The organism is Methylopila musalis (genome assembly GCF_042679725.1).
GTDB lineage: Bacteria > Pseudomonadota > Alphaproteobacteria > Rhizobiales > Methylopilaceae > Methylopila > Methylopila musalis.
Genome location: NZ_JBHTMX010000087.1, coordinates 1 through 11,860 on the forward strand (window position 1 = coordinate 1; position 11,860 = coordinate 11,860).

The following is an 11,860-nucleotide window of genomic DNA, read 5'->3' on the forward strand; positions in this document are numbered from 1 at the left end:
CGGCGTTGCCGGTGGGGCGCTCGCGCGCCGGGCCGGCGCCGCCGCCCATGGCGCGGGTGAAGTCATCGGCCGCCTTGCGGGCGGCGGAGCCGAAATCGCCCGCGCCCCGGAGCGGGTTCTGGGCGCTGCGGGCCCATGCGGCGATCTGCCGGCCCCACAGCACATAGGCGATCACGGCGAGGCCGAGCGGCCAGAACACGATGAAGCCGATCACCATCAGCGCGATGGTGAGCGCGTTCCAGCGGTGCGGGACGCCCGGAATGACGGCGTCGTCCAGATAGGGGTTGGAAGTCATTCCTCGGTCTCTCTCCTCGAACGATCCCACGCGCGCCCCGGCGAAAAAGCCTCAAGGCGGTAACGGGTTACAGAACAGGTGGAGATGGCGGGGCCGCCGTTCAAGACGTCGCGCGCAACGGGGCGCGCCGCTGGACGCGGGCGGGCGCTGCTCCACCTTCCCGCTGTCGCGTCATAAGAGTGAGACGGAACGGGCTTATGTCGCAGATCAGGGATCAGCTCGGAGAATGAACATGTCCGATTCTGAGGAAGGCCGGCGGTTTCGCGCCCTGTTCATCTCCGACGTCCACCTCGGCACCAAGGGGTGTCAGGCGGAACTTCTGCTTGATTTTCTAAAACACCACGACGCCGACACCCTTTATCTCGTCGGCGACATCGTGGACGGCTGGCGGCTACGCCAGAGCTGGTACTGGCCGCAGACCCACAACGACGTGGTGCAGAAGCTGCTTCGCAAGGCCCGCAAGGGGGCCAAAGTGGTCTATCTGCCGGGCAACCACGACGAGTTCCTGCGCAGCTATTACGGCTCGCATTTCGGCGGCATCGAGGTGGTGGAGACCGCGATCCACGAGAGCGCCAACGGCAAGCGCTACCTCGTCATCCACGGCGACATCTTCGACATGGTGGTGCGCCACGCCAAATGGCTCGCCTTCCTCGGCGACTGGGCCTACGAGACCGCGCTCACCGTCAACACCTATCTGAACCTCTTCCGCCGCAAGCTCGGCTTCCCCTACTGGTCGCTGTCCGCCTGGGCCAAGCTCAAGGTGAAGAACGCGGTGAACTTCATCGGCAAGTTCGAAGAGACCCTGTCGGCGGAGGCGCGCAAGCAGGACGTGGAGGGGGTGATCTGCGGCCACATCCACCACGCCGCCATGCACGAGATGAACGGCGTCGATTACATCAACACCGGCGACTGGGTTGAAAGCTGCACCGCGGTGGCGGAAAACTACGATGGACGGTTCGAACTGATCCGCTGGGCCGAGCACGCGGCCGCGCCGGCCGCCCCTGCGGCGGTCGCGCCCGAGCAGCCCGGCGTTCGCGCCGCCGCCTGAGATCGTGGTCGCGCAGAGCGCGCGTTGAGGTTCGCCCGGAATGCGCGTGCTCGTGGTCACCGACGCGTGGCGCCCCCAGGTCAACGGGGTCGTCCGAACCATCGAACATCTGATGGAGCACGCCCCCGCCTTCGGGGTCGAGATCGTGCTGCTCACGCCGGAGCAGTTCCGCACGCTGCCCATGCCGACCTATCCGGAGATCCGGCTGTCGCTGGCGCGTCCCGGCGCGGTGGAGAAGCTGATCGCGGACGCGCGCTCCGACCATGTGCACATCTCGACGGAAGGCCCTCTCGGCCTCGCGGCCCGGCGCGCCTGCCTCAGGGCGCAGCGGCCCTTCACCACCAGCTACCACACCAAGTTTCCGGAATATGTGCGCCGCCGGGCGCCGATCCCGGAGCGCTGGACCTATGCGTGGCTGCGCCGGTTTCACAACGCCGGCGACGGCGTCATGGTGGCGACCGCCTCGCTCAAGCGCGACCTGGAGGCGCGGGGCTTCAAGCGGCTGATGCACTGGAGCCGGGGCGTCGACGCCGACCGCTTCAGGCCAGACCCGACCGCGCGCGCCTTCGACCTGCCGGGCCCGATTTTTCTCTATGTGGGCCGGGTCGCCACCGAGAAGAACATCGAGGAGTTTCTGGCGCTCGACCTGCCGGGCTCCAAGGTTGTGGTCGGCGACGGGCCACAGCGGGCGGAGCTCGAGGCCGCGTATCCCGACGCCCATTTCACCGGCACGCTGGAGGGCGACGCGCTGGCCGCCGCCTACGCCTCGTCCGACGTGTTCGTGTTCCCGAGCCGCACGGACACGTTCGGCATCGTGGTGCTGGAGGCGCTGGCGAGCGGCGTTCCGGTGGCGGCCTTCCCCGTCACCGGGCCGCTCGACGTGCTTGAGGGCACCGGCGCCGGCGCGCTGGACCCGGACCTGCGCACGGCGGCGCTCGCCGCGCTGAAGCTCTCCGGCGAGGACGCGCGCCGGGTGGCGCTGGCCCATGGCTGGCGCGAGGCGACCGCGCAGTTCGTGGCGAACGTGCGCGACGTGATCGCGACCGCCGACGCCGAGGGCCGTGCCGCCTGACCGTCCGCGTGTGACGAAGGCCGTCCGGGCGATCAGGCCTTGGCCGCCGGCCACCAGGCGTGGAAATGGTGCACGGGGCCATGGCCGTGGCCGATGGTCAGGTCGTCGGCCTGGTCGAGCGCGGCGCGCAGATAGGCTTTCGCCGCGGCCACCGCGTCCTCCAGTCCCGCACCCTTCGCGAGCCCCGCCGCGATGGCGGAGGACAGCGTGCAGCCGGTGCCGTGGGTGTTGCGGGTGGCGCGGCGCGGGGCCGCGAAGCGGCGGGCGAGGCCGTCCGCGGTCCGCAGCACGTCGACGCTCTCCGCCCCCTCGCCGTGGCCGCCCTTGACCAGCACCGCCCGGGCGCCGAGCGCCAGCAGCGCCTCGGCCTGCGCGGCCATCTCGTCCTCGTCGCGGGCGATGGCGCGGCCGGTCAGCACGGCGGCCTCGGGCAGGTTCGGGGTCAGCAGCGTGGTGAGCGGGATCAACCGGCGGGTCAGCGTCTCGACCGCGTCCTCGCTCAAGAGCCGCGCGCCCGAACTCGCCACCATCACCGGATCGACCACGACGGCGGAAGGGGCATGGCGCGTCAGCGCGGCGGCGATCGCCTCGATGGTGGCGCTCTGGGAAACCATGCCGATCTTCACCGCGCCGACCGCCAGATCGTCGAACACGGCGTCGATCTGGGCCGTCACCATGTCGGCGGGCACGTCGTGGATCGCGGTCACGCCCCGCGTGTTCTGGGCGGTCAGCGCCACGATGGCGGAGGCGCCGTAAACGCCGAGCGCGGAGAAGGTCTTCAGATCCGCCTGAACGCCCGCGCCTCCCGAGGAGTCGGAGCCGGCGACGGTGAGGGCGATGGGCGTGCTCATGCCTCTGGCATAAAGCGCCGCCGCGCCCTGGCCAAGGGCCGGCGGCGCGATTGAAGTGGCGGCGCGTCAGGCGGTCGGCGATTGCGGCGCGGCTTTCGCCGCGCGCGCCCGCTTCAGCCCGAGCCGCCGCTCCACCCAGGCGACCGCCGCCCCCGACGCCACCACGACCGCGCCGCCCGCGAACACCCAAACCGAGGGCAGGTCGCCGAACACAGCGAGGCCGATGATCAGCGCCCACAGGATGCTGGTGTATTCGAACGGCGCGATCAGCGAGGCGTCGGCGTGACGGTAGCTCTCGGTGAGCAGGATCTGCGCCACGCCGCCCACCAGCCCGACGCCCACCAGCAGCGCCGCCTCGCGCCCGTCCGCCGGCCAGCGCCAGCCGAACAGCGCGGAGATCACGAGCCCCGTCACCATGCTCCAGAGCGTGAAGTAGAACACGATCGCCCCGGTGCCCTCGCTCTGGGTCAGGCGGCGGATCTGGATCATGGCGCCGGCGGTCAACGCCGTCGCGCCCACCGCGAAGGCGGCGCCCACGGCCGTGTCGCTGGCGTCCGGCGCGCCGCTCACGGCCGAGGCCAGAGCCCCGGAGTGAAGCTGCGGCCACAGCATCACCAGCACGCCGGTCAGCCCCACCGCGATCGCCGCCCAGCGGTGCGGGCCCACCCGCTCCCGAAGCAGCACGGCGGCGAGCGCCACCGTGAACAGCGGCGAGGCGTAGCCGAGCGCGGTCGCGTCCGGCAGCGGCAGCCGGGCAAGCCCTGCGAACATGCAGAACATGGAGGCGTCGCCGACCGCGCCGCGCAGCTCGCGGCCCACGGGGCGCCGCGTCTTCAGCGCCGCCCCCACCCCGCCGCGCCAGACGAGCCAGAGCATCAGCGGCGCGAGCGCGAAGAACGAGCGGGCGAACACCACCTGCCCCGTCGGCACGTCCGGCCCGAGCGCGCGGATCAGCGCGGCCATGACCGTGAACAGCAGGGCCGAAAGGACCTTGAGGCCTATGCCGAGAAACATGACGACGACGCGAGACCACGCATGCGGACAGATGAACGTGGGCTGCCTACCACGAAGCCCCGCGCCATGGGCGGCGCCGGACCGGGCGTTTCCGCATGGCCGCCCTGCCGGTCACTCGCGTAAGGTCGCCGGGGCGTCGGTCTCGTCGCCCTTCGGCCGCAGCCAGCGGGCCACCAGCCAGCACATCAGCGCCCAGGAGCCGCCGAGGCACCAGCCGGCCAGCACGTCGGTCGGATAGTGCACGCCGAGATAGACCCGGCTGACGCCGATCACCAGCGTCAGCGTCACCGCGACCCCGAAGATCAGCGCCCGCACCGAGCGGCGCGGCTCCGTGCGGGAGAGCAGCGCGCCGAGCGTCAGGTAGGTCGCGGCGGACAGCATGGCGTGGCCGCTCGGGAAACTGGCGGAGCTCACATTGACCAGATGGTCCACCAGCTCCGGCCGGGGCCGGGCGAAGCCGATCTTGAGCGCCGAGGACAGCAGCGCCCCGCCGGCGACCGCCGCCAGCACCAGCGCCGCAGCGCCTTTGCGCGCGGTGATGACGAGATAGACCAGCACGACCACGGTGAGCAGCGTCAGCACCGTCCAGCCGCCGAGCGCGGTGATGTCCACCATCGCCGCCTCCAGCCACCACGGCCCAACGGGGCGCGCCAGATCGCCCGGCTGGCGCAGCGCCAGCAGCAGGGCGTCGTCGAAATGGGCGGTCTCGCCCTCGGCCATCTCGTCGGCGATCTTCGCGAAGGCGAAGAGCATGCCCGAAATCACCAGAAAGGCGACGAGGGTGTTGAACTCCGGCAGACGCCAGGCCGGCGTCCAGCGCGTGAGGAAAAACAAGGGCTTATCCACGAAGGCTCACTGGAAGGTTGCGCTGCGCCGTTCTCAACTAGCGCGCCGACGCCGCTTCGCCACGGGCGATGAGGCGCAAACGAGCGAAAGGCCCGCCGGGCGACGCCGGCGGGCCTTCTGGTTCGTCGTCGCGTATGGGAAAGCGTCAGCGCTGGGCGCGCGAGCCGCCCTGGTCGATCTGCGTCGCGGCGTAGGCGATGGCGCGCTGGTAGACGCGGGCCTTGTTCCACTCGCCGAGCACGGCGAAGTTGGCCGAGCCCTCCTCCCAGCCGCCGCCGGCGCGCCAGCCCTTGGCGCGGAGATAGTTGGCGATGGAGGCGATGGTGTCGGCGGAGGAGCGCACCATGTCACGGCGGCCGTCGCCGTCGCCGTCCACGGCGTATTTCAGGTAGTTGGACGGCAGGAACTGGGCCTGCCCGATCTCGCCGTGCTCGGCGCCGCGCATCTCGCCCATGGTCAGGTCGCCGCGGTCGACGAGCTGCATGGCGGCGATCAGCTCGCGCTGGAACATCTCGGTGCGGCGGCAGTCGAACGCGAGCGTCGCCAGACCGTTGAACACGTTCTTCTTGCCCTGGATGGCGCCGAAGGCGGTCTCCATGCCCCAGATGGTGGCGAGAATCGGGGCCGGCACGCCGTACTGCGCCTCGACGCGATCGAACAGCGCCTTGTTGCGCTGGATGCGCGACCGGGCCTGGGTGATCAGCGAGGCCGGGGCGCGCTTGGCCACGAACTGCTCGAAGGTGAGCTTGAACGGCTTCTGGGTGCGATCGTAGGCGATCAGGCGGCTGTCATAGGCGACGCCCGTCAGGGCCGCCTGCGCCACCCGCGGCGAGATGCCCTTGGACACCGCTTCCTGCTCGAAAGCCTGCACCCAGGCGTCGAAGCCGGCGGGGCCGTCGTTGCAGGACGCAGCCGACGCGGCGCCGCCGCCGAGGACCATGCCGAGGCCGACAAGGGCGCCGACAAGACGTTTGTGGGTGGATCGCATGGGTGCTCCGCCGCGTTTTTCTGGTTTTGCTGCAGTCGTTCCGCAAGGCGCGGGACGATCGGGGCTTGGAATGGGGTTGTCCGCCCCAAAGACGGGCGGCGCGCCGACTAAGATTGACGCTCCGCGGCATTTTCGTGGTCGAAGGTTACTGTTTCAATCACGGACGTCATCACTTCAACGCCCGCCGTGGCGCGGCGGCAACACGTCCGCGTCATCCGGCGCGGCTCACGCGTCATCTCCCTGCCCTCAGCCCGTCGCGTTCCGACCGGCGGCTAGAAGTGATTCCAGCTTCCGCGCTGGAAGATCATCTCGCGGCCGTGGCGCTCCACGCGCACGGCGGAGCCTTCGGTGAGCACGCCGATGTCCGCGACGCGCACGCCGTGGGAGATCGCCTCCGCCTCGAACGCCTCCACGTCCTCCGGGTCGATCGCGACCAGGATCTCGTAATCGTCGCCGCCGGTGAGCGCGGAGCCGAGCGCCGGCGGATCGAGCCGCGCCGCCCGCGCCACCCCGGACGACAGCGGCACCCGCGCGGCGTCGATCACCGCGCGGACGCGGGACGCCTCCGCCAGCTTCCGCACGTCGCCCACCAGTCCGTCCGACACGTCCATGGAGGCCGCGCCATAAGCGCCGACCACGCCCGCCAGCGCCACCCGCGGCTCCGGCAGCAGATAGCGGTCGAGCAGCGCCTCCTTCTCGGCGCGGCTCAGATCCCACAGCCGGCCGAGGCGCTCGTCCTGCCGCAGCATGAGGCCAAGCGCGGCGTCGCCGACCGTGCCGGTGACGTAGAGCCGCTGGCCGGGCGCGCCGCCGTCGCGGCGGGGCACATGGCCCTCCGCCGCATGGCCGAAGGCGGTGATGGAGATCACGAGCCCGCCGGGAGAGCGCACCGTGTCGCCGCCGAGCAGCGAGACGCCGAACTCCTCCTGGTCGATGGCGAGGCCTTCCGAGAAAGCTTCGAGCCAGTCCTCGTCCCAGACGTCCGGCAGCGCGAGCGTCACCAGATAGCCGGTGGGCCGCGCGCCCTTGGCGGCGAGATCGGACAGGTTCACCCTCAGCGCCTTGCGCGCCACCGCGTCCGCCGGATCGTCGGGGAAGAAATGCACCCCCGCCACCACGGCGTCGGTGGTGACCACCAGCTCCTTGCCATAGGCGTGGGGGATGATGGCGGCGTCGTCGGTCAGGCCCGCGGCGCCCGGCGCCGTGGCGAGGGGTCGGAAGTAGCGGGCGATCAGCCCGAACTCGTCCAGCCGGCCGCTCACGCCAGCGCCGGCTTCACGCCGTAGACCCGGTCGGCGCGTTGCTCGAACGCCTCGGCGTAGCGGCGGAACACCCGCTCGAAGGCCGCGCCCACCAGCATGGAGAGCATGCGGCTGCGCAGTTCCCAGTCGATGAAGAACCGCACCTCGCTGCCGCCCTCGGACCGCGGCTCGAACGACCAGCGGTTCTCCAGATGGCTGAACGGCCCGTCGAGATAGGACACGGTGATGGTCCGTGCCTCCCGGTCCAGCGTCACTTTGCTGGTGAAGGTCTCGCGGAACATCTTGTAGGCCACCGTCATGTCGGCGATCAGCACCGGGCGCTGGTCGCGCTCCTCGCGGGAGCGCACCTTCAGCGCCTCGCACAGCGGCAGGAACAGGGGGTATTTCTCCACGTCCGCGACGAGGTCGAACATCTCGTCGGCGGAATGGGGCACGCGGCGTGAGGTGCGGAAGCTCGGCATTCGGTCTCGTGAGCGTCAGGCGCCAAGGATGTCTCAAGCGATATAGGGCCTCGCCGCCCGCTTGTCGCCTGAGAGCCGTGGACGGAGCGCGGCGCGCTCCGTCATCCGGCGGGGCCGCCCCAGCGCGCCCATTCGCCGAACACGTCGAGCGCCTCGTCGAGGGGCGCGTGTTCGCAGCGGATGCGCCGGGCGTCGAGTGGCCGGGCCACCTCGTCGTAGAGCGCGGCGTCGTCGAAGCCGAAGCGGGCCGCGTCCTCCCGGCTGTTGGCGAACACCACCCGGTCGAGCCGCGCCCAGAAGATGGCGCCGAGGCACATGGGGCACGGCTCGCAGGAGGCGTAGATCACATGGCCCGACAGATCGAGCCGGCCGAGCGCCTGCGTCGCCCGGCGGATGGCGACCACCTCCGCGTGCGCGGTGGGGTCGTTGGCGACGAAGGTCTCGTTCCAGCCCTCCGCCACCACGGTCCCGTCCGGCGTGGCGACGACGGCCCCGAAGGGCGCGCCGTCTCCCGCCAGACTGTGGACGCGCGACAGCTCCGCCGCGCGCAGCAAAAGCTCGCGCTCGGTCACGGGATCAGAATGGTGGAGCCGGTGGTCGCCCGCCCCTCCAGCGCCCGGTGCGCCTCGGCCGCCTCGCTGAGCGGGTAGCGCGCGCCCACATCCACCGTCACCGCGCCGGAGGCGATCACCGCGAACAGGTCCTCCGCCGCCGCCTGCAGCTCGGCGGGGGAGACCACATAGTTGAACACGCTCGCCCGGGTCGCGAACAGCGAGCCCTTCTGGCCGAGCAGGCCGATGGGGAAGTCCGGCACGACGCCCGAGGACTGGCCGAAGCTGACCCAGAGCCCGTGGGGCTTCAGGCAGTCGAGCGAGCCGGGGAACGTGTCCTTGCCGACGGAGTCGTAGACCACGTCCGCCTTCTTCTCGTTGGTGATCTCGAGCACGCGGGCGACGAAATCCTCCGAGCGGTAGTCGATGACGTGGGCGCAGCCCCTGGATTTCGCCAGCGCCACCTTCTGCGGCCCGCCGGCGGTGCCGATGACCGTCGCGCCGAGATGGTTCGCCCACTGGCTGGCGATCTGCCCGACGCCGCCGGCCGCGGCGTGGAACAGGATCGTGTGCCCGGCGCCGACGCGGAACACCCGGCGCAGCAGCACCTGCGCGGTGAGGCCTTTCAGCATGGCCGCCGCCGCGACCTCGTCGCTGACGCCCGCCGGCAGCTTCACCAGCTTGTCGGCCGCGATCACCCGCTCGGTGGCGTAGCCGCCGTTGCCGCCGCCCGCATAGGCCACCCGGTCGCCGGGCGCGAGGTCGGCGACGCCCTCGCCCACCGCCACCACCACGCCCGCGCCTTCGAGCCCGAGCGTGAAGGGGGTCGGCACGGGATAGAGCCCGGTGCGCTGGTAGACGTCGATGAAGTTCACGCCGATCGCCGTGTGGCGGATGTGCGCTTCGTTTTTCTTCGGCGCCGGAACGTCGATGTCCTCGAAGCTCAGGGCCTCGGGGCCGCCGGCGGCGTTGACGCGGATCGCTTTGGCCATGGACCGGCCCTCCTCACTCGCCCGCGCCGCGGAAGCCGCGGAAGCTCACGTCCGGCGCGCTGGTGTTGTGCTTCGAAAGTTCGACGCGATCGAATCGCACGTCGTCCGTCGAGGTGGATTTGAAGTCCATCACGTTCTCCGTGAACAGGCCCCCGTCCGTGCGCCACACCACGCGGGCGGTGTCGGCGTTGTCGGGGGTCACGAACATGGAGCGGATGCCGGCGAAGGGCGCCTGCTTGTCCGCCGTCACCGGCAGACCGTCCAGCTTGACCGCGAGGGCGACGCCGTCGCGCTCCGCCTTCTCCACCTTCAGCTCGCCGGTTCCGCCGCGGGCGAAGCGGAGCTTGAAGACGAGGTTCTTGCCGTCGATCTCGATACGGTCGAGGTCCACGATCGGGCGGTGCTGCTCCTCGATCGGGCCGATCAGGAACGACGTGCCGTAGGCCGCCTCGGGAAAGCGCTGCGGCGGGATCGGCTTGGCGCGCCAGTAGCCGTCGAACGGGTAGACGACCAGATACTCCTGGAACTTGTCCGCGACCTTCTTCTGCACCTGGATCAGGTGGATGTCGCGCTCGTCCACGTCGCCGATCACCACCTCGGCGCCCCGGGCGCGCCAGGACACCTCATGGGTGAAGCCGAGGATGCGCGTGTCCGCGTCCTCGTAAAGCGTCAGCGTCTTGGGCTCGAACTTGAACTTCGGGTCGTCCTTCATCGCCTCGCAGTGGTCGAAGTTCGGCGCGGTGTCGTCGACCTTGAGATCGGCGAGATAGACCGGCGGCGTCACCTCGATGCGGAAGGAGCGGGCGCGGGGATTGGTCAGCGTGAGATAGACATTGTCGAACTCCGCGCATTTGGTCGGATGGCTCAGATTGTCGACCCGCGCGCGGACGAGGTCGTCGGCGGACGCCGGGGCCGCCGCGAGCAGGCCGGCGATGGCGGCGGTCAGGAGAAGCGTTCGACGCATGCGGGGAACCCTCTGAACGAACGGGGAGCCGGGTCGCTGGCGCGGGCCGGCCCTCAAGGAGCGGTGGCATGGGGCGGGACGGCCGGCAAGGCCGGTCGTCCCGCGTCGAGAGATCGGGTCAGCGCCCGAGCGGATCGGCCGGATCAGGCTTGGGGTCGCCCTCCACGCCGACCGCGTGGCTCGCCCTGGTCTGCTTGCGGCGCGCGGCGATGTTGATCATCTCCACCAGAAAGGCGAAGGCCATGGCCGAGTAGATGTAGCCCTTCGGCACGTGGAAGCCGAGGCCGTCCGCCACCAGCACCATGCCGATCAGCAGCAGGAAGGCGAGCGCCAGCACCTTGGTGGTCGGATGTTTCGACACGAAGTCGCTGATCGGGCCGGACAGCGCGTACATCACGGCCACCGCGATCACCACGGCCACGATCATCACCTCGATGTCTTCGGCCATGCCGATGGCGGTGATGATGCTGTCGACCGAGAACACGAGGTCGATCACGACGATCTGGGCGATGATCACGCCGAAGGCCGCGGCCGGGCCGCCCTTGCTGCCGTGGTCCTCGCCCTCCACCGCGCCGTGCAGTTCGAGGGTGGCCTTCACCAGCAGGAAGGCGCCGCCGCCGATCAGGATGATGTCCCGCCAGGACAGGCCCTTGCCGAAGATTTCGATCACCGGCTCGCGCAGCGCGATCAGCCAGGTGAGCATGAACAGAAGCGCGATGCGGAACACGAGCGCCAGACTGAGGCCGATCTGACGCGCCACCTTGGCCCGGGCTTCGGGAAGCTTGGAGATAAGCACCGAGATGAACACGATGTTGTCGATGCCGAGAACGATTTCCATGGCCGTCAGCGTCAGCAGCGCGGCCCACGCTTCCGGCGTCGAGAAAACCTCGAGCATTGGGGGGAGACGCCTTCTCGTGCCTGTTGCGGTGCGACGCGAAATAGACGCCGCGGCCGCGCCCGCAAGATCACGACGTCGTGGAAAACGATCACGAAGCCGTCGCGCCCCGCGGTGGCCGAGGGCCGACCTTGCGCGTTATGGTGCCGCCCGATCACAGGAGCCGGACATGGCGGAGACGACGAACGACGTGGCGGTTGCGGGCGCGGGGCCGGCGGGGCTTCTGGCGGCCCTGCTCGTCGCCCGCGCCGGGGCGCGCGTGACGCTTGTCGCCCCGAAGGCCCGCGCCGATTCCCGCACCACCGCGCTGCTGGACCGCTCCGTCGCCATCCTGCGCGAGGCCGGGATCTGGGACGAGGTGGCGACGCTCGCCGCGCCGCTGCGGAAGCTGCGGATCGTGGACGGCGGCCGCCGGCTGATCCGCACCCCGGAGGTGACGTTCGACGCCGCCGAGCTCGGGCTGGAGGCCTTCGGCTGGAACGTGCCAAACGCCCCGCTGGTGGAGGCGCTGGAGCGGGCCGCCGCGCGCGAGCCCGGGCTGGTCCGCGTCGAGGCGCCGGTTCTGGAGAGCCGTCCCGGCCCGGACGCCGTCGTCCTCCGGCACGAGGGCGGCGCGGTCGC

At 70.6% G+C, this 11,860-nt stretch carries 14 protein-coding genes; 3 read left to right on the forward strand and 11 right to left on the reverse strand.

Features of this window, described 5'->3' with window-relative positions:
• Positions 1 to 295: DUF2852 domain-containing protein (locus ACFQ4O_RS10540; RefSeq protein ID WP_378775651.1), on the reverse strand; the 295-nt coding region annotated here is incomplete at its 3' end.
• A gap of 232 nt (positions 296 to 527) precedes the next feature.
• Between ACFQ4O_RS10540 and ACFQ4O_RS10545 the strand changes: the two genes are divergently transcribed.
• Positions 528 to 1,343, forward strand: a complete 816-nt coding sequence (locus tag ACFQ4O_RS10545; protein WP_378775652.1) for a UDP-2,3-diacylglucosamine diphosphatase — start codon at positions 528 to 530, stop codon at positions 1,341 to 1,343.
• 40 nt (positions 1,344 to 1,383) lie between these two features.
• Positions 1,384 to 2,415, forward strand: a complete 1,032-nt coding sequence (locus tag ACFQ4O_RS10550; RefSeq protein ID WP_378775653.1) for a glycosyltransferase family 4 protein — start codon at positions 1,384 to 1,386, stop codon at positions 2,413 to 2,415.
• Positions 2,416 to 2,447: 32 nt separating this feature from the next.
• On the opposite strand, the gene thiD is transcribed toward ACFQ4O_RS10550, so the two are convergent.
• From thiD to ACFQ4O_RS10600, 10 genes are all read right to left on the reverse strand, one after another.
• The gene (gene thiD, locus ACFQ4O_RS10555) at positions 2,448 to 3,266 is read right to left on the reverse strand and encodes a bifunctional hydroxymethylpyrimidine kinase/phosphomethylpyrimidine kinase (protein ID WP_378775654.1); all 819 of its coding nucleotides are present in this window, start codon (positions 3,264 to 3,266) and stop codon (positions 2,448 to 2,450) included.
• Between the two features lie 66 nt (positions 3,267 to 3,332).
• Positions 3,333 to 4,280, reverse strand: coding sequence for a DMT family transporter (locus tag ACFQ4O_RS10560; protein WP_378775655.1), 948 nt, complete (start codon positions 4,278 to 4,280; stop codon positions 3,333 to 3,335).
• Positions 4,281 to 4,391: 111 nt separating this feature from the next.
• Positions 4,392 to 5,114 carry a phosphatase PAP2 family protein gene (locus ACFQ4O_RS10565; protein WP_378775656.1) on the reverse strand — a complete coding sequence of 241 codons (723 nt, stop codon included), beginning with the start codon at positions 5,112 to 5,114 and terminating at the stop codon, positions 4,392 to 4,394.
• A gap of 157 nt (positions 5,115 to 5,271) precedes the next feature.
• Entirely contained in the window at positions 5,272 to 6,114 is an 843-nt protein-coding gene (locus ACFQ4O_RS10570) for a lytic murein transglycosylase (RefSeq protein WP_378775657.1), read from the reverse strand.
• A 272-nt stretch (positions 6,115 to 6,386) separates the two neighbouring features.
• Entirely contained in the window at positions 6,387 to 7,376 is a 990-nt protein-coding gene (gene thiL, locus ACFQ4O_RS10575) for a thiamine-phosphate kinase (RefSeq protein WP_378775658.1), read from the reverse strand.
• Positions 7,373 to 7,837 carry a type II toxin-antitoxin system RatA family toxin gene (locus tag ACFQ4O_RS10580; RefSeq protein ID WP_378775659.1) on the reverse strand — a complete coding sequence of 155 codons (465 nt, stop codon included), beginning with the start codon at positions 7,835 to 7,837 and terminating at the stop codon, positions 7,373 to 7,375. Before ACFQ4O_RS10580 ends, thiL begins: the two co-directional genes overlap by 4 nt.
• A gap of 101 nt (positions 7,838 to 7,938) precedes the next feature.
• Entirely contained in the window at positions 7,939 to 8,409 is a 471-nt protein-coding gene (locus ACFQ4O_RS10585; protein ID WP_378775660.1) for a nucleoside deaminase, read from the reverse strand.
• The gene (locus ACFQ4O_RS10590) at positions 8,406 to 9,380 is read right to left on the reverse strand and encodes a quinone oxidoreductase family protein (protein WP_378775661.1); all 975 of its coding nucleotides are present in this window, start codon (positions 9,378 to 9,380) and stop codon (positions 8,406 to 8,408) included. Before ACFQ4O_RS10590 ends, ACFQ4O_RS10585 begins: the two co-directional genes overlap by 4 nt.
• A 13-nt stretch (positions 9,381 to 9,393) precedes the next feature.
• Entirely contained in the window at positions 9,394 to 10,344 is a 951-nt protein-coding gene (locus tag ACFQ4O_RS10595; RefSeq protein ID WP_378775662.1) for a hypothetical protein, read from the reverse strand.
• 118 nt (positions 10,345 to 10,462) lie between these two features.
• Positions 10,463 to 11,239 (reverse strand): TerC family protein, encoded by a 777-nt coding sequence (locus ACFQ4O_RS10600; RefSeq protein WP_378775663.1) that lies wholly within the window; start codon positions 11,237 to 11,239, stop codon positions 10,463 to 10,465.
• 169 nt (positions 11,240 to 11,408) lie between these two features.
• Between ACFQ4O_RS10600 and ACFQ4O_RS10605 the strand changes: the two genes are divergently transcribed.
• Positions 11,409 to 11,860: FAD-dependent monooxygenase (locus tag ACFQ4O_RS10605; protein WP_378775664.1), on the forward strand; the 452-nt coding region annotated here is incomplete at its 3' end.